General features: G+C 36.0%; 15 protein-coding genes and 1 riboswitch. Of the genes, 3 read left to right on the top strand and 12 right to left on the bottom strand.

Going from position 1 to position 18003, the window contains the following annotated elements; genetic code table 11:
• Positions 1-15: 15 nt before the first annotated feature.
• The gene (gene yhbH, locus MKY02_RS02565; RefSeq protein WP_038178643.1) at positions 16-1179 is read right to left on the bottom strand and encodes a sporulation protein YhbH; all 1164 of its coding nucleotides are present in this window, start codon (positions 1177-1179) and stop codon (positions 16-18) included.
• Between the two features lie 373 nt (positions 1180-1552).
• On the bottom strand, positions 1553-3448 hold the full coding sequence (locus MKY02_RS02560; RefSeq protein WP_038178726.1) for a PrkA family serine protein kinase: 1896 nt from the start codon (positions 3446-3448) through the stop codon (positions 1553-1555).
• Positions 3449-3747: 299 nt separating this feature from the next.
• On the opposite strand from MKY02_RS02560, the gene MKY02_RS02555 reads away from it, so the two are divergent.
• On the top strand, positions 3748-4242 hold the full coding sequence (locus tag MKY02_RS02555; protein WP_038178728.1) for a L,D-transpeptidase family protein: 495 nt from the start codon (positions 3748-3750) through the stop codon (positions 4240-4242).
• A gap of 65 nt (positions 4243-4307) precedes the next feature.
• On the opposite strand, the gene MKY02_RS02550 is transcribed toward MKY02_RS02555, so the two are convergent.
• Positions 4308-5429 (bottom strand): 5-methyltetrahydropteroyltriglutamate--homocysteine S-methyltransferase, encoded by a 1122-nt coding sequence (locus tag MKY02_RS02550; RefSeq protein WP_038178645.1) that lies wholly within the window; start codon positions 5427-5429, stop codon positions 4308-4310.
• 109 nt (positions 5430-5538) lie between these two features.
• Positions 5539-5639: riboswitch (SAM riboswitch) on the bottom strand.
• Between the two features lie 239 nt (positions 5640-5878).
• Complete coding sequence (locus MKY02_RS02545) at positions 5879-6307, bottom strand: S1 domain-containing RNA-binding protein (RefSeq protein ID WP_038178647.1); 429 nt, start codon at positions 6305-6307, stop codon at positions 5879-5881.
• 240 nt (positions 6308-6547) lie between these two features.
• Between MKY02_RS02545 and MKY02_RS02540 the strand changes: the two genes are divergently transcribed.
• Together MKY02_RS02540 and MKY02_RS02535 are read left to right on the top strand one after the other, a co-directional pair.
• Complete coding sequence (locus MKY02_RS02540) at positions 6548-7099, top strand: DJ-1/PfpI family protein (protein ID WP_340710574.1); 552 nt, start codon at positions 6548-6550, stop codon at positions 7097-7099.
• 468 nt (positions 7100-7567) lie between these two features.
• A complete protein-coding gene (locus MKY02_RS02535) occupies positions 7568-7777 on the top strand; it encodes an alpha/beta-type small acid-soluble spore protein (protein WP_038178652.1) in 210 nt (69 codons plus the stop codon).
• Positions 7778-8131: 354 nt separating this feature from the next.
• Here the strand turns inward: MKY02_RS02535 and MKY02_RS02530 are convergent, their stop codons facing one another.
• The 8 genes from MKY02_RS02530 to MKY02_RS02500 all read right to left on the bottom strand — a co-directional run bounded on the left by MKY02_RS02530 (position 8132) and on the right by MKY02_RS02500 (position 17933).
• Positions 8132-9115, bottom strand: a complete 984-nt coding sequence (locus tag MKY02_RS02530; RefSeq protein WP_179078292.1) for a tRNA dihydrouridine synthase — start codon at positions 9113-9115, stop codon at positions 8132-8134.
• Between the two features lie 374 nt (positions 9116-9489).
• Positions 9490-9996, bottom strand: coding sequence for a YehS family protein (locus MKY02_RS02525; RefSeq protein WP_038178656.1), 507 nt, complete (start codon positions 9994-9996; stop codon positions 9490-9492).
• A 564-nt stretch (positions 9997-10560) separates the two neighbouring features.
• On the bottom strand, positions 10561-11775 hold the full coding sequence (locus MKY02_RS02520) for an MFS transporter (RefSeq protein ID WP_038178657.1): 1215 nt from the start codon (positions 11773-11775) through the stop codon (positions 10561-10563).
• A 501-nt stretch (positions 11776-12276) separates the two neighbouring features.
• Positions 12277-13554, bottom strand: coding sequence for an MFS transporter (locus tag MKY02_RS02515; RefSeq protein WP_038178659.1), 1278 nt, complete (start codon positions 13552-13554; stop codon positions 12277-12279).
• 312 nt (positions 13555-13866) lie between these two features.
• Positions 13867-15228, bottom strand: a complete 1362-nt coding sequence (gene rlmD, locus MKY02_RS02510; protein WP_340710573.1) for a 23S rRNA (uracil(1939)-C(5))-methyltransferase RlmD — start codon at positions 15226-15228, stop codon at positions 13867-13869.
• A 213-nt stretch (positions 15229-15441) separates the two neighbouring features.
• A complete protein-coding gene (gene cydS, locus MKY02_RS21990; protein ID WP_390011768.1) occupies positions 15442-15549 on the bottom strand; it encodes a cytochrome bd oxidase small subunit CydS in 108 nt (35 codons plus the stop codon).
• Between the two features lie 15 nt (positions 15550-15564).
• Positions 15565-16590 carry a cytochrome d ubiquinol oxidase subunit II gene (locus MKY02_RS02505; protein WP_076065923.1) on the bottom strand — a complete coding sequence of 342 codons (1026 nt, stop codon included), beginning with the start codon at positions 16588-16590 and terminating at the stop codon, positions 15565-15567.
• Complete coding sequence (locus tag MKY02_RS02500; RefSeq protein WP_038178665.1) at positions 16587-17933, bottom strand: cytochrome ubiquinol oxidase subunit I; 1347 nt, start codon at positions 17931-17933, stop codon at positions 16587-16589. Before MKY02_RS02500 ends, MKY02_RS02505 begins: the two co-directional genes overlap by 4 nt.
• Between the last annotated feature and the right edge of the window lie 70 nt (positions 17934-18003).

The following is an 18003-nucleotide window of genomic DNA, read 5'->3' as shown; positions in this document are numbered from 1 at the left end:
CCATCCGTCTCTCGCTTAAGACTCAACTTTTTGGAAAAAGCTTTTTAATGCTTCATAAACGTCACTTTTATGTCTCAATATATAGTGGCGAAATTTCTGATCTTCAATTTTTTTATAGTTATACATTAATGTCGAAAAACGATTATGTTGATTTACTTCTCCGTACCCGAACATACTGGATACTTTCATTAGATCCTGAACTAATTTCATACACTTTTCATTATCAGTCGACATATTTTCTCCATCTGAAAAATGAACAGGATAAATATTATATCTTGTTGGATTATATTTCTGTTTAATCAGTTCTAAAGCTTTTATATAGGCGGATGAACAAAGTGTTCCTCCACTTTCTCCTTTTGAAAAGAAATCTTCCTCTGATACTACTTTTGCTTCTGTATGATGAGCAATAAATTCAATTTCAACTGTTTCGTATTTGGAACGTAAAAATCTTGTCATCCAAAAGAAAAAACTCCTTGCACAATACTTTTCAAAATTGCCCATCGAGGCACTTGTATCCATCATCGCTAGGACTACTGCCTTTGATTCAGGGTTTGTCACTTCATCCCATGTTTTAAAACGTAAGTCGTCATTATGGATTGGTGTAATCTCTGCTTTTCCTTTTATGGCATTACGTTTAATCGCATTTAAGATTGTACGCTTCTTATCGATATTACCCATAAGACCTTTTTTCCGAATATCGTTAAATTCAATTTTTTCGGTTGTGATATCTGCCATTTCTTTTTCTTTCAAATTAGGTAACTCTAACTCTTTAAATAAGGCGCTCTCTATTTCTTCAAGACTTACTTCTGCCTCATAGTAATCTTCTCCAGGTTTGTCACCTGCTTCTTTACCGTTTCCTGCACCTTTACCTTTATCCCCTTGACTTGGAGCTCTTGCTACTACATCGCCTACCTGACTATCACCTTGTCCTTGACCAACATGTTTTGACTTATCGTAGTTATAACGAATTTTATATTCATCTAGAGATCGTATAGGAATTTTAATAACCTCACGACCATTTGACATAACAATACTTTCTTCGCTTATTAAATCTGGTAAATTATTTTTAATTGCATCTTTTACTTTTTCCATGTGGCGTTGTTGATCTTGGTACCCTTTGCGATGGAGGGACCAATTTTCCTGAGAGATGACAAAGCGCTTATCCTGGTTTTCGCTCATTTTTATCCTCACCCATCTATAAAATCAAATTCGCCTAAGACTATTAGCAACCGACTTTACATCATAATCAAAAGACCGTTATTTCTTGATATTGCATTATTAAGTACGGCTCCCTGTAAGTTTTACTTCTTATATGAAACCCCTTAAAATTGAAAGGCACTTTTCTTATAATATGTTAGTTTTTAGAATTGTTTAACTTCTTTTTGTAAAAAAAAAAGAGTGCCCTAAAGTTTATCTGGACACCCCTTATTTAAAAAGAAAAGATAATATACGTTTTGTAATAGCTGTCTAGAAGAATGCGCCATGCTCCCTTCAAATCGCTAAAGGGCATCCGTCCAGCTCTTTTCGGGGTAACTAGACGCTTTTCTTAACTTTAACGATTCAGTAAGCTGCCTACATATTGCAATAATTCATTTGCTGAAGTTGAATTATATCCATGTTCATCTATAAGCCTTGCAACAACTTCGTTAATCTTTTTAAGCTGAGATTCGTCAGGCATTTTTGAGGACGTTGTAATTTTCACAACATCTTTTAAATCAGCAAACAGTTTCTTTTGAATTGCTTCACGTAATCTTTCATGAGAATGATATTCGAATCTCTTTCCATTTCTTGCATAAGCCGAAATACGAATCAAAATTTCTTCTCGGAATCCCCTCTTCGCATTCTCCGAAATTCCTATTTGTTCTTCTATGGATCGCATTAGTTTTTCATCTGGATTCATTTCTTCTCCTGTAAGGAAATCTCGAATTTTATTTTTATTACAGTATGCTTCAACATTATCGAGGTAATTGTTCATTAGCGTTTTTGCAGATTCTTCATACGAATAAACAAATGCTTTTTGAACTTCATTCTTAGCAATATCATCGTATTCTCTTCTTGCAACTGCAATATAATTTATAAATTTTTCCCTATCTTCTTGGGAAATCGAGGCATGTTGGTCAAGCCCATCTTTAAGCGAGCGTAAAACATCTAATGCATTAATAGATGGCACTTCTTTTCGAATAATGGCAGATGAAATTCGATTTATTATATAACGAGGATCGATACCATTCATGCCCTCATTTGGATATTCTTTTTTCAATTCCTCTACATCAATTGAGTTATATCCTTCTACACTTTCCCCATCGTACATACGCATCTTTTTCACAAGATCAATACTTTGCTTTTTAGGTGTTTCTAACCTAGTTAAAACAGAAAAGATTGCAGCTACTTTTAATGCATGAGGGGCAATATGAACATGCGCCATATCACTTTCATTAATCATTTTCTCGTAAATTCGCTCTTCCTGACTTACTTTTAAATTATAAGGAATAGGCATCACAATAATTCTTGAGTGAAGTGCCTCGTTCTTTTTATTTGAAATAAAAGATCGGTATTCAGTTTCGTTCGTATGAGCAACAATTAACTCGTCAGCACTTATTAATGCAAATCTGCCTGCTTTAAAATTGCCTTCTTGTGTTAATGACAATAAGTTCCACAAAAACTTTTCATCTAATTTAAGCATTTCCTGAAACTCCATCATGCCACGGTTTGCTTTGTTAAGTTCTCCGTCAAAACGGTAAGCACGTGGATCTGATTCAGAACCAAATTCCGCAATCGTTGAAAAATCAATACTACCAGTTAAATCAGCAATGTCCTGTGATTTTGGATCAGAAGGTGTAAATGTCCCAATCCCCACACGTTTATCTTCTGAAAATGTAATCCGTTCAATCATGACATTTTCAATAAGGCCATCATATTCTTTTTCGAGTCTCATCGTGTTTAAAGGAGATAAATTACCCTCTATGCGCAAACCATACTCTTCATAAAAATCTTTACGCAAATGGTGAGGAATAAGGTGGAGTGGGTCTTCATGCATCGGACATCCTTTTATTGCGTATACCGCTCCTTCATCTGTTCGTGAATATTGCTCAAGCCCTCGTTTTAGCAATGTCACAATTGTAGATTTCCCTCCACTCACGGGTCCCATTAATAATAAAATCCGCTTGCGAACATCTAATCTTCTTGCTGCAGGATGAAAGTATTCCTCTACCAATCTTTCAATTGCCGATTCGAGCCCGAAAATTTCTTGTCCAAAAAAGTTAAATAATTTTTGCCCATCTCTTTCTTCTAATCCAGAGCTTTTAATCATATTGTACACACGTGAATGGGCTGTTTGAGCAACTTCCGGCCTTTCCTTTACAATGTTTAAGTAATCCGCAAACGAGCCTTCCCATTTCAGTCTGTTTTCTTCTTCACGATAAACTTTAAACTTACTTAAAATGTCTATAGCCTTCCCTCCATTCTTAGCCTGATTTATAACATAGTATGAAATTAGAGAAATAATGATACCCAATAATGAGTCATTGTTGAGGATTCTTCTTTGAGGAAATCTTGAAGTAGCTCATGGAGCATGCATTCAACTGGTTAAAGTGTCATTAATCCTACTAAAGACCAATTTTATAGTTGTCAGCAGTTTTACCTTTTCTGCCATTCCTTCTAAAAAAATTGTGAATGTCAATATGTCATTATGAAACTCCCTATATAACAAACATATAATGTACTGTAACAACTTCGGAGGTGATTACACTGATTCATACGGTTAAACCAGGTGAAACACTGTTTCAACTTTCTAGAGATTATCGCACACCGCTATCCGCAATTATAAGCGCGAACCCATCTATCAATCCAAATGTACTTTATATTGGCCAACCTATTGTTATTCCAGGTTTTCCTGATCCTAATACAATTCCATATCAAATTGATGTTTCACTCAACAATCGTTGGCTTAGATTATATAAAGATGGTATTTTACAAAAGCAATATCCTATTGCGGTTGGAAAAATGTTAACCAATACACCTGTAGGAAATTTTATTATCATTAATAAAGCACCTAACCCAGGAGGCCCATTTGGAACAATGTGGATGAGCTTATCAAAAGATACGTATGGAATTCACGGCACAAATGATCCAAGCTCAATCGGTAAGGCCGTATCTCACGGCTGTATTCGTATGCATAATGAGGATGTAGAAGAGTTAGCAAGTATTATTCCAATAGGAACTCCGGTTTTTATACATCCATAATGGTAAATAGGACTACCCACAATAGTCTGATAGCTGACTTTTGTAGATAGTCCTTATTTTAAAATCTATTTATTCCAAACGTCTTTAGCGATACGTACAACATGACGTAATTTTTCCCATTGCTGTTCTTCAGTTAATAGATTGCCTTCTTCAGTAGAGGCAAAACCACATTGTGGACTTAAACAAAGTTGATCGATATTCACATATTTCGTTGCTTCTTCGATTCTTCCTTTAATTTCATCTTCATCTTCGAGTTCAGAAGTCTTGGAAGTAATCAATCCCAAAACGACATGTTGATCTTTAATGAATCGTAATGGATTAAAATCTCCTGATCGTTCATTATCAAATTCTAAGAAAAAGGCATCCACATTCACACGTGAGAATAGTTCTTTTGCGATCGGCTCATACGCACCTTGATATAACCATGATGATTTAAAATTCCCTCGACAAATATGGATCGTAACCGTCATATCTTCCGGTTTATTTGCTACTGCTTCAACAGTAATATCAGCAAACTTTTTTACTAATTCATCTGGATCAAATCCCTGCTCTTTTATCTTATCTCGGAAAACATCACTGAACAAAGCTCCCCAGCTTGTATCATCTAATTGTAAGTAGCGGCACCCTGCTTCATAAAAAGCTTGAATCGCATCTTGATATACTTTACTAATATCTTTAGCTACCTCATCGAGTGAAGCATATGTAGGATTGCTTAAATACGGTTCGCTTCCAACTACACCCGAGTAAAAAATCATATTAGGTCCTGGGATTGTAATTTTAGCAACATGCTCACCGGCAATACTTTTCAAATACTTAAAGTCTTCTAAAAATGGATGTTCTTTAGGGAACTTTAATTTCGAATCGACCATGTATGCCTCCGCTTTTTTCATCGCTCCATTAAAAGCACCCGAAAGGTCTATTTCATAAACACGAATCCCTTCAATCGCTCTGATAAAGTCTAAATGCCACCATCTTCTTCTAAATTCACCATCTGTTACAGCAGATAGACCAACTTCTTTTTGTTTTTCAACAAGCTTAGCAATTTCTATATCCTCAACTAATCGTAATTCTTCTTTAGTGATCTGACCTTGTTGATATTGTGCTCTTGCATCTTTAAGTACTTGTGGGCGAAGAAAGCTCCCTACATGGTCTGCTCGAAATGGTGCTTTAGTTACTGTATTAGTCAAATTAGACAACCCCTCTGAAGTTAAATTTGTATTTTTTATTGAGCTTTTCGAGGTACAAAAAAACCCCTTCTTAAAAGAAAGAAGAGATTGGCTTCATGGCTATTTACTCTTCTTATCTTCAAGCGTTACGCTTCTGGAATTAGCACAGTGCAAAAAAAGTCTGTTGCTGAGATATCAAAGGGCCAGTCCCTCCATCTCTCTAAATAAGAAAGTTACATATTTAATTACTAGTTAACAATCTACATGTATATCCATAGAATGTCAATAATCAGAACTATTTACCTGTTCAATTCAAGTTTTATCTTATTAAATATTTATTAATTCGTAGATTTGATATCGATCATATACTTTATTTAATTCTAATGACTAAAGTAGTGTCTGTGACTATGGTCCATAAAATTAAAGAAACGCACATCTTAAAAGATGTGCGTTTCTTCTGCTATCTATAATTATCCTCTTCGTCCGCCTCTTCCACCACGTTTAGACTCGGTGCTGCGTTTTAGAGTAGATAAGTTATCTTCACTTGATTTTAAGAATTTAGCCATCTTATCTTCAAAGGTTTCCTTCGGTTGGAAATTGCCTCGTGGACGACTATCTTTCTGGCGATATGGACGCTTCGTATATGAAGACGTATTTTCAACAGGTTTATCAATCGCTTTTTTAATGGATAAGGCAATTTTTCCTTCTTTTTCGCTTAGGACCTTAACTTCTACTTGATCCCCAACTTTCAGATGGTCATTAATATCTTTTACGTAAGCTTCTGCAACTTCACTAATGTGCACAAGTCCTGTGACCTTATCTGGCAACTCAACAAACGCACCAAAATTTGTGATTCCTGTAACCTTACCTTGTACCTTGCTACCAATTTCTACTGACAATCCATTTCCTCCTAATAAATACTATACTTTATTATATCAAATTTAATTTTTGGCGCCAGTATTCCGCTATATTTTTTAATATCAACAATATTTCCAATTTAATACTAATAACTTAAATAGTATCCGTGACTGGCACAATTAGATTTTTTAAAAAAATCTATCGTAATAGAGGGAATTGATAATATATTCAGAATATACAAGTGAAGGCGAAAGACCATTTTTGAGAGGAGGAAATGAGTAATGTCAAAGAAAGTATTATTGTTAGCTGGAGATGCCGTTGAGGCTTTGGAGATTTATTATCCTTATTATCGTTGTCTTGAAGAGGGCTATGATGTGCAAATAGCTGCTCCATCGAAGAAAAACTTACAGACGGTCGTTCATGATTTTATTGGTTGGGATACTTATACAGAGAGTAAAGGATACTTAATTGAATCTCATTTGGCGTTTGAGGATGTACATCCTGAAGAGTATGATGGATTGATTATCCCTGGAGGTAGAGCTCCTGAATACATTCGATTAAATGAAAATGTTCCAAAAATCGTTGCTCATTTCTTTGAGGCAAATAAACCTGTTGCAGCAATTTGCCACGCTAGTCTCATTTTAACAACTGTTTCTCAATACTTAATAGGTCGCGAATTAACGGCTTATATCGCATGTAAACCAGATGTAGAAGCTGCGGGTGCAACTTATATTGAAGATCCTCTCCATGTTCAAGGAAACCTCATTTCCGGACATGCTTGGCCTGATCTACCCGGATTTATGAGGGAATTCATTAAACAACTGAATCAATAAGGTTTGTTAATAAAAGATAGACAAAAGAACGTATCCATATATCCTAAAGTATTTTGGATACGTTTCTTTATAACTACTGATTCACTTCCTCATAAACCTCATTCATAAACAGTAAGCATTTGAAATTAGTATAAATTAAAATGTAGATCAGTTTTAATCTGTAATTCAATTGGATATTCTACACTCTAAGCTACTAAATTCCCCACACTTATTCTGCCTGCATTATTATTTCTCCGTTTGTTTCACAGAATAACCTTTTTGTAATTACTATATTTTTATTTCAAAAATACTATTTACAATCCCTTTCATTAAAAGCTACATTAAAAAATTTTTTTTAAGACAATCCAATGAGGCTTTTCTGTCGCTATTGCAGCCTAAAAATATTTGTAGGATGAACTTTTCACCTCTTAACTAAATGTATTAAAAACAAATCTTTGTCCATTCTAATATCACAAGGAGGTGAAAGTTATGGCTTCAAATAACCGAAGTTCAAATAAACTTGAAGTACCTGGTGTTCAACAAGCGATTGATCAAATGAAATATGAAATTGCTCAAGAGTTTGGTGTACAACTTGGAGGAGAGGCTTCTTCTCGTGCAAACGGTTCAGTTGGTGGAGAAATTACTAAACGATTAGTTCAAATGGCTGAAAACCAAGTAAAAGGAAATTCCGGGAAATAAAAATCCAAAGTAAGAAGGTAGAGTTATTATGCTCTACCTTTTTACTTTGGATTTAAAAACTTTAATTTAAATAATCACAGTCTAATCGAATTCTTCTAATTGGAATTCGTTCTTAAATGATTATAGTAACTTCTACCACATACTGCTTCAGAATGTACAGAGTGTATGTGGCAACACAAGGGTGCTGGTAGGTTTATTCCATTCTTAAGACCTTTTTCTTTCAGAAAACAGACTTTATCAAAATAAAAGGTGCGGCCGCAAAGGAACTTGAAACTAAATAAAATAAGTACACATGAGTTGATGTGATTCATTTTTTCTCTAACTTTTTAAGAGTTTCATCATTTCACTGTCCCGTCAACATTCTTTTCCAAAGTTATCAAGCAATGCACGCACTTCATCTGTTGATTTCGTGTTCATCAATTGATTTCTTAATTCAGCAGCTCCAGGGAATCCTTTGACATAAATTTTAAAAAAGCGATGAAGCCCTGTCATTGATCGTGGTAGTACTTCCGCATATTGATCTTGAAGATCAAGCTGCAGTCTTAAAAGATCAAGATACTCTTTACTGCTATGCTCTTTTGGCTCTTTTTCAAAAGCAAAAGGATTTTTAAAAATACCTCGCCCGATCATAACGCCATCAATACCATATTGTTCAGCAAGCTGCTGCCCAGTTTGACGGTCAGGAATGTCTCCATTGATTGTTAGTAGCGTATTTGGTGCGATACGGTCACGTAATTTTTTGATTTCCGGAATTAGCTCCCAATGCGCATCTACTTGGCTCATTTCCTTTCTTGTACGTAAATGAATAGAAAGGTTCGCAATATCCTGTTTTAAAATATGCGTTAGCCACTCCTCCCACTCATTTATATCGTTATAGCCAATTCGTGTTTTCACGCTGACAGGCAGTCCGCCCTCTTTTGCTGCTTGAATAAGTTCTGCCGCAACATCTGGACGCAGAATAAGACCACTACCTTTCCCTCTCGATGCCACATTCGGTACAGGGCAGCCCATATTAATATCGATGCCTTTAAATCCTAGCTCTGCCATGCCAATACTCATTTGACGGAAATATTCGGGATTATCCCCCCAAATATGTGCCACCATTGGCTGTTCATCTTCTGTAAAAGTCAAACGGCCACGCACACTTTTCATGCCCTCTGGATGACAATAGCTATCCGAGTTTGTAAACTCTGTGAAAAATACATCCGGTCGACCGGCTTCACTTACAACGTGACGAAAAACAACATCTGTCACATCTTCCATTGGTGCAAGTACAAAAAATGGTCGTGGTAAATCACGCCAAAAATTATCTATCATTTCAAACTCAAATCCTCTCACTATGGATACAACTTCAAACTCTCGGTCAAAAAATATAAAGCCTAATGTTCCACTTCTTTTACACTTATATCATGTTTAATAACTTATTATCAAACACAAGTACATTTGGACATTTATAATTTATGAAAAACTATTGTGAAAATCTGCAATATTTATTTTAACCAAAATTGATCCTGAATGTTATTTTACACACAAAAAAGCAGATGGTATAGATTTTTTCTATACCATCTCCAACCTCGCGACCACTTCGCAATGTGTCGCATGCGAGAACTTACTACATAAGAAATAAATTTATCTAAACATAAATAACCATACATTTGAAAAACCCCTTTCCAAAGAAAGAGGCTTTTGTGAAAATTAAGTATACTATTCCCTTACGCTCTATATCTTACAGCCAAACCTTTTAAGAATTTACGTGCGAAATTATCGCCACAATCTTTATAATTTCTATGCCCTGGCTTTCTTAAAATAGCGCCTAATTCACCTTTTGAAACGGCTATACCGCCATCATCAAGGATATCCAACATATCTTCCGTTGTTAGTTGTAGTGCTACTTTCAATTTCTTAAGAAGCATATTATTCACATGGTCCTTAGTAGTTTCAGGAGCTTTTGGTTGTCCTTGTTTTGTATCTTGTTTTCCTCTTTTGAAAGTAATGAAACCATTTAAAAATGACTCTAACATTTTATAATCACATTTTATCTGATCGTCATTTTCTTCTACGCTAGCTTCATCATCAAATTCATCTTTTGATTTTGTCAATATTTTTGGTACTTCTTCTCTTGTTACTTCCATACCACCAAGTTTAAATATCTCTACCATATCTCTATTTTTTATATCTAGAGCGTATCTTGTTCTAATTAAAATATCATTGTTATCCATTTATAATGCACCTCATACTATTGCTTATTTTCTTCGTCGCTTCAGCAGTTTGATTGTCCTTTAAGAATCTTAACACGTATATACACAACGTTGTTAGTAGTACCTTAAAAAAATTCTATTTCTATCAATTAGCTTTAGGAGTCGACATCTATATATTTACATCACCTACATTATTCAAATGGCGATAACTCTCCAAATATGTGTAAACACTCTTACAATCTCCATTTTCACAAGAACTAACGTTTTTTTCAAGTTATGTCGCATTCTCTTTTAAACTTCCATAAAACGGAATATAACTTAGTACTCACACATCTTTATTTTCTCGCTTACTAACTAATCTATACTACTCTTTAGTGATTTTAATAATTGAACAATAATTTAAAAAAGACCATAGAATATTTTCAAATCCATGGTCTTCTTTAGCATCGCACTGTATGTGTTTTTGTATATAGACTTACTCAAGACAAGCTGACTAAAGTCATAAGATTAATAATCCATCAATCAAAACGGGAATACATTTCATTTCAATTGATCGTTAAATTAACATTTTCTTATCAGTAATATTTAGTATTTTTCAATTGATTGCATAGGCTTCCATGTACTTTTTTTCAAAGTAAGCATGACAATAAAGGAAATGCAATATAGAACAGCTAAATAGACCATCGCAACTGTCATGTCATAACTCTGTAGAATATATCCTACAAGGATTGGTGAAAATCCTCCAATAGCTCTACCGAAGTTAAAGATTGTGTTTGTAGCCGTACTTCGAATCTGAACGGGATAAAAGCTACTAATTAATGCACCATATCCGGCAAACATTCCATTTGAGAAGAATCCAACGATTGCACCACCTAATAATACGCCCACACTTCCAGTTGCATATGAGTATAAAAACACAGCACATGCAGAGGCAAGAAGAAAGATTCCAAAGGTACGCTTTGCTCCAAATCGATCCATGAATCTTCCGAAGGTTAACATACCAATAATCATTCCTACTGCTGTACTGATTGTCCAAAGTGCAGAGCTTGAAATAGATAAGCCTTGTGATTTTTGTAGCATAGATGGAAGCCAAATCATCAAGCCATTATAACCAGCAATTTGAACAGTTGCCATTATGATTAAAGAGATTGTCGTCATTGTAGTTCGAGGGGTTTCAAACAATTGAAATAACTTACTCTTTTCATCTTTATTACCGATTTTCTTATTCTTCTGAGCAGCTAGCCACTCAGGTGATTCGTCTAGATTCTTACGTACAATAACGGCAAAAATAACAGGCACCACACCAACGAAAAATAATGCTCTCCACCCTAAAGTAGGAAGAATAATTGCACTAAGCAACGCCGCGATAATGACACCGTATTGAGCACCTACACTTACATAAGAAGATGCTCTCCCTTGTTTATTCTTCGGCCAGGCTTCTGCAACAAGCGCCATACCGATTCCATATTCACCACCAGCACCTAATCCTGCAATAAATCTATATATATATACTTGCTCAATATTTGTTGCTAATCCTGTGAATGCTGTGCCTATTGCAAACAGCAAAACAGTATAGGTAAAAACTTTTACTCGACCATACTTATCTGCTAGAATTCCAAAAATAATTCCACCTAATAACATACCTATATTTGTTATAGAAGAAATAAGTCCACCAGTTGCTAAATCAATGTTAAATTCCGAAATAATCATTGTCATCGCAAAAGAAATAAACATGATGTCCATACCCTCTAATGTTAAACCAGCTACCGATGCTACCACCGTTTTTTTTCGATAATCCATTTTACGATCCTCCAATATTTTCTTAATGCAAATAATCTCTTTTATTTCAAGAGGAATGGATGTATCAATCTATTAAATGAAACTTTTCCATTTTCCTTTTAAGCCTCACAGGACTTACTTTAAAAGAGGTACTAAAGTTATGTCTACTCACAACATTAAAGCAAAATAAAATACCCTTCCGTCAGAGAGGACAAAAGGGCATGAAAAAGCAAAGATATAATAACGTATAAAATATCAAGTAGCCCTTTTTAGCCTCTCTGGGCTATATTAAAGGATAATTATCTTGTTACTTATTCTATCAAACTATAATTTGTTTTACCATGTCATATTATAGAAAAATAATGTGCTACATTAAAGTGCAATTTGGTTACCTGTATCTTTTATTACTAGCTTTCCACAGCTTCACAATGTACGGCGTGTATGGCGTAACAAAGAGGTTTTGGTGAGTTTATGCAAAAGGGATTGGTCAACTTAGAATCATGCATTTTATATTATGCTAGGTTAAGACAGGCGGATATTCGTTTTATCTCCTGTTACCTGACGCTTTTCCTTATATGAAATCACTCCAATCAAGCCAATTATGGAGAATATCACTGGCGTGATGAAACCATAGTAGTATCCATCAACTTGATTACCTGAAGTAGCTTGAAAATAATCCAATATAAATCCAAAAATGATTGGTAGCAAGACAGCACTTAGAAAGCCACCCGTATTCGCAACTCCAGAAACAATGCCAGATTCTTTTATAGGGAAAGATTGGCGTACAGCTGCAAAGGTTAATGCACTTGACCCATATCCAAAACCAATGATAAAGAAAAGTATAATTAACAAGAAAAATGACGGATGTCCATTAAATAAAAGGAAAGAAAACCATCCCAATAAAACAGTGATATGAACGACAATATATGGCCGTTTTATTGTTTCTAACCGGCTTGAAATCCAACTAGTTAGAGGAGCTCCAATAAGTGCCCCGATGAGACCAATCATAATCAGCTGGCTTGCATCTGAGCGTGTCATTTCATACATATTCATTCCATATGGTACTGCCCAAGAACTGATAAACCCTACATAACCTCCGACTACTCCAAAATGACAAAAGAATAGAGCCCATGCTTGACGATTTGAAAAAATTCTTCGTAATAAAACTACTGTTTTTTCGCGTTGTACTTCTACTGTTACTACTACCGGTTCATCCCAAAAAATTCTTTTAGGTTTTTTTACAAGTACAAAATAAAGGAGAAAGCCACATAAACATAATAGTAGTCCTGCTGAGAAAAATGCCGCCCTCCAACCAAGTAAAATTATCCATTCGGAGAAAGGGACTGTCGCCAACAAGAAACCCAGACTTCCTGTCATGCCCGCCAGGCCAATTAATCGAACAAATTCCTTTGTATGAAACCATTGGGCCAAAATTAGCACCATATTAACCCATATGGTCGCATCCCCTATCCCAGTTAATATTCTAGAAAAAAACAAGACCAATTCATGTGTACCAAGACTATAAATGATTGTACCTAAACCTGTAAGTAAGGCCCCGATAATTAGAAAAAAGTTTGGACCATAACGATCAGCCAAAATCCCCATTGGAATTTGCAAACTCGTATACACAAAAAATTGTATACTCGTCAATAAGCCAATCGTTGATGCAGTTACATTAAAATCCCTCATTAATTGGTCTGTAATCAATCCTGGAGCAGTTCGTTGGCTTGCCATTAACAAATAAGTAAATAATACAGCAACAAATACAACCCATCTGTATCTGCTATTTTGTTTTTCCAATGATTTCTACTCCTATTAGCTTTTACTCTATGTATATGATTTTCATGTAACGGTAAACCCTGTTTTTCAGAATAGTTTTATGATTTGAATTTGGTCAGAGGTTTTTTATTCAATAAATCCAATATAAAGTTTGAATCTTGGATTTTATCACGTCTCATATATGATATTTCTCATCTTCTTCTCAATCTGCACTTCACTTACAAAAAAGTGGATAAAGGATGGAGAGATAGGGATACCCCCTTTTCTATCCATTCTTTATCCACATGGTTTGCACAACTTTATTTCATGTAGCAAGAGTCTATTTTTGCTTTACTATACTAATTCCAACCACGCAACAGCTTCGCAATGAGCCGTATGTGGGAACATATCCACAGGTTGCACTTCCTGTGTTTTATAGCCACCATCTTCTAAGATCCTTAAATCTCTTGCCAATGTAGCTGGGTTACAAGATACATACACAACACGTTTTGGACGTTGCTCTAAAATTGTATTTAACAATGCTTCGTCGCAACCTTTGCGTGGTGGATCGACTACTAAAACGTCTGCTGTTTTGCCTTCTTTGTACCAGCGTGGAATGACTTCTTCTGCTGGACCTGCCTCGAAATACGTATTTGTAAAGCCATTCAGTTCAGCGTTACGTTTTGCATCTTCAATTGCTTGCGGTACAATTTCCACACCCATTACAGATTTCGCTTTTTGTGCTAGGAATAATGAAATTGAACCAATGCCACAGTAAGCATCGATCACTGTTTCGTCCCCTTTTAGGTCTGCGTAATCTAAAGCTTGCTTATAAAGCACTTCTGTTTGCTCTGGGTTTACTTGATAGAATGAACGCGCTGAAATTTCGAAGCGTACGTCGCCAATTGTATCTTCAATGGTGTCATTGCCCCAAAGTTTCAACGTTTCATTACCGAAGATAACGTTTGTTTTTTCACCATTAATATTTTGCATAATTGATGTTACATTTGGTACGAGTTGCTTGATCAGTTCCACTGCTGCTTCAGCTTGCGGGAATTTGCGCTTTTTCGTTACAAGTACTACCATTACTTCATTTGTTGCACGGCCTTTGCGTACTACTACATGGCGTAGCATACCTTGTCCTGTGTGCTCATCATATGGTTTGATACCTAACTTCCAAAGGCGTGGTTTTAAGCCTTCTAAAATGGCGTCTGCTTCTGCTGTTTGGATTAGGCAACGATCTGTATCAACGATATCATGTGATTTTGTTTTGTAAAAACCTGCAATCGGTGCTTCGCCGTTTAAGCCAAATGGAATCTGAGCTTTATTGCGATAATTCCATGGATTGTCCATACCTTTAACAGATAACACTGGTGCGTCAATCTTACCGATACGTGTCATAACATTACGGACCATTTTTTCTTTCCATTTCAATTGACCTTCGTATGATAAGTGCTGTAGCTGACAACCCCCACATTGTGCAAATACAGGGCATGGTGCTGCGACGCGATCAGGTGAAGGTTCTGTAATGTCGATAATTTTTGCGAAGCCGTAGTTTTTTAATGTTTTTAATACATGGACTTCAGCAGTTTCATCAGGCAGCCCACCTTGTATAAAAAGTGGGTAACCATCGATTTTCGCAACGCCTGCTCCGTCATGTGTTAAGTCTTCTATATAAACCGTCAAACGGTCATTTTTCTTTACTGGTGCTGTCATTTTCGTACTTCCTCCATTTCAGTTCTTCTATTGTACCATGACCTCTTAGAAGGAACAAAAGCGCAGAGTGCCGTCAAGCGGTGGAGGACACTCATATGAAGTTGCTTTTTGACTTCATATGAGTGTTCGAAGCGACCTCGATGGTGTGGTACACGAAGCTAGATGCAGAAAAAATCCAAATGCCAAAATCGACACTTGGATTTAAAAAGTTAATTATTCACCTTTCGTAACTGGCCCATCTTTTAATGCTACAAAGAAGGCTACGGCAATGGATGCTGCTAAAACAATAAATGGTGCATAGAAAATTAGAAAATTAACCATTCTGAAAATCCTCCCTTATGCATGATGGTCTTTTTTCCCTCGAATATAATCTTTGTTGAATAAGAATAACTTCATGAGTAAATATATTGATGGGATTAACAGTAATAATCCTAGCACGAAAGCAACTACTAAAGCGGTTGCCATTGCTGGATTCGTAAAGCTATCATATATAGTCAAGTATGGGTAAAGTAAATATGGGTAATGTGAGATACCGTATGCAAAAAATGCTAAAGCAAATTGACCAATAAGTAAGCCTAGTGCCCAGCTATAATGCTGTTGCTTCCAAATAAACCATACTGTAATGACAAACATGATTGCTGACAGGCCGAACATCCAGCCAATATCAATCATGCGATTAAAATGTTCGACGTTATGTTTACTTAACTCAAACATAATCCCAATAACAGAAATTGCTAATGGACCTGCCCAAATGAGCGCGTATTTTCTTAGAAGCTTTGTAGCTTTTCGATCTCCAGCTTTATCTGCATACCAAGTTAAAAATACCGCTGATATATATAGAACAGCCGCTATTGCCAACACGACTATACTCCAAGTTAATGGGCTTGTGAATAATGCATGATAATCTAGCACTGGATTATCATTCACCATCGATACAAAGCCCCCTTCAGAAATCGTTAACACTACTGATAATGAAGCTGGGATTAACAATCCTGCCGCTCCGTACATAAACGAATAACCTTTATGTCCCCGTGACCCATACGATTCAAAAGCGTAATAACTACCACGAATGGCAAGGAGAATAATCGCAATACTTGCTGGTACGAGTAATGTTGTTCCGTAATAAAAAGCTGTTTTCGGGAAGAAACCAACAACTCCTACGAAAAAGAATACTAAGAATACATTCGTTACTTCCCAGACTGGTGACAAATAACGTTGAATAATATTCGTTAAAATATGTTGTCGCCCTGTTAATACACCATAAGCATTGAAAAATCCTGCACCAAAGTCAATCGAACCGATTATTAAATAGCCTAATAAAAACAGCCACAATACGGAAATCCCTAGAATTTCTAATGTCATGAGAAGTCACCGCCTTTTTCAGCTTTGCGATCTTCAATTTCTTGTTCAATTGGATTGTGACGGAACATACGACGAAGTACAACGACGCTACCAACACCTAAAACAATATATAAGCCACAGAATAATATCAACATAATGTCCACATGATCACTTGTTGTTGCAGCTTCTGCTACCTTCATATACTTTCTTAAAATCCATGGTTGGCGACCAACTTCTGCAAGCCACCAGCCAGCTTCAATGGCAATAATAGATAACGGCCCACCTGCAACAATGACCCAGCGGAACCATTTAGTACTTACAAATGACCAGCCACGAATTTTACCTAATACATACGCTGCTGACACTAATACCATGAACATACCGATCATGACCATCGTATCGAACAAGTAGTGAATGTAAAGTGGTGGTGTTTCATCTTCTGGAAATTCATTTAACCCAATAACCTCAGCTGTAGGATTTGAATGTGCTAAAAAGCTTAAAGCATAAGGCACTTTAATGGCATACTTCACTTCTTCACCATCGGTTACACCAAATAGAACAAGTGGAGCATTTTTCTCAGTTTCAAAATGCCACTCTGCTGCTGCTAATTTTTCTGGTTGATATTCTACTAAGTATTTTGCAGAGAAATCTCCAATGATTGCTGATGCAACAGCAAATACTAAACCAACTTTCATTAATAAGAACAATGCTTTTTTGTGATAAACGTGCGTTGAACCTTTAAGCATTTTAAATGCTGCAATAGCTGCTAAAACAAAAGCTGCTGTCATGTAGGCTGTTACGACAACATGTGCTACTTTAGTTGGCATTGCTGGGTTTAACATCGCTAAAATTGGTTGTATATTAACGAGCTGACCATCTACGACATCAAAGCCTTGTGGTGCGTTCATAAATGCATTCACAATTGTTATAAAGACTGCTGACATCGATGCACCAATTGCAACAGGAATTAATAATAGTAAATGTTTCTTTTGATTTTCAAAACGGTCCCAAGTGTATAAATAAATACCTAAGAAAATTGCTTCAAAGAAAAACGCAAATGTCTCCATAAAGAGTGGTAATGCAATAACATTACCTGCTAGCTGCATGAAGTTAGGCCATAGTAGCGATAACTGCAAACCGATAGCGGTACCTGTTACTACACCAACTGCAACGGTAATAACGAATCCACGCGCCCAACGCCTTGCCAGTAAAATATAATGCTCATCATTCTTCTTAATCCCTACCCATTGTGCAATCATAATCATCAATGGGACACCTACGCCAATCGTAGCGTAAATGATATGGAAAGATAATGTAAGCTCCGTTAAGACACGGCTAAAAAATACAGCACTTTCATTTTCCATGATTGTTCCTCCTCAGCTTCCGAAAATACGTCCGACGAGTGACAGCAGCATAATACCTGCTACGATAAAG

Origin of the sequence: Viridibacillus sp. FSL R5-0888, assembly GCF_038009105.1 — a bacterium.
In the GTDB taxonomy this organism is placed as follows: domain Bacteria; phylum Bacillota; class Bacilli; order Bacillales_A; family Planococcaceae; genus Viridibacillus; species Viridibacillus arenosi.
The sequence above is the reverse complement of the archived record's forward strand: the minus strand, read 5'-3'. Positions and strand labels throughout refer to the sequence as shown.

Coding starts and splice junctions, on each gene's coding strand:
- yhbH (WP_038178643.1), bottom strand. CDS start 1,179: ATGAGCGAAAACCAGGATAAGCGCTTTGTCATCTCTCAGGAAAATTGG.
- MKY02_RS02540 (WP_340710574.1), top strand. CDS start 6,548: ATGTCAAAGAAAGTATTATTGTTAGCTGGAGATGCCGTTGAGGCTTTG.
- MKY02_RS02535 (WP_038178652.1), top strand. CDS start 7,568: ATGGCTTCAAATAACCGAAGTTCAAATAAACTTGAAGTACCTGGTGTT.
- MKY02_RS02525 (WP_038178656.1), bottom strand. CDS start 9,996: ATGGATAACAATGATATTTTAATTAGAACAAGATACGCTCTAGATATA.
- MKY02_RS02520 (WP_038178657.1), bottom strand. CDS start 11,775: ATGGATTATCGAAAAAAAACGGTGGTAGCATCGGTAGCTGGTTTAACA.
- rlmD (WP_340710573.1), bottom strand. CDS start 15,228: ATGACAGCACCAGTAAAGAAAAATGACCGTTTGACGGTTTATATAGAA.
- cydS (WP_390011768.1), bottom strand. CDS start 15,549: ATGGTTAATTTTCTAATTTTCTATGCACCATTTATTGTTTTAGCAGCA.
- MKY02_RS02505 (WP_076065923.1), bottom strand. CDS start 16,590: ATGACATTAGAAATTCTAGGGATTTCCGTATTGTGGCTGTTTTTATTA.
- MKY02_RS02500 (WP_038178665.1), bottom strand. CDS start 17,933: ATGGAAAATGAAAGTGCTGTATTTTTTAGCCGTGTCTTAACGGAGCTT.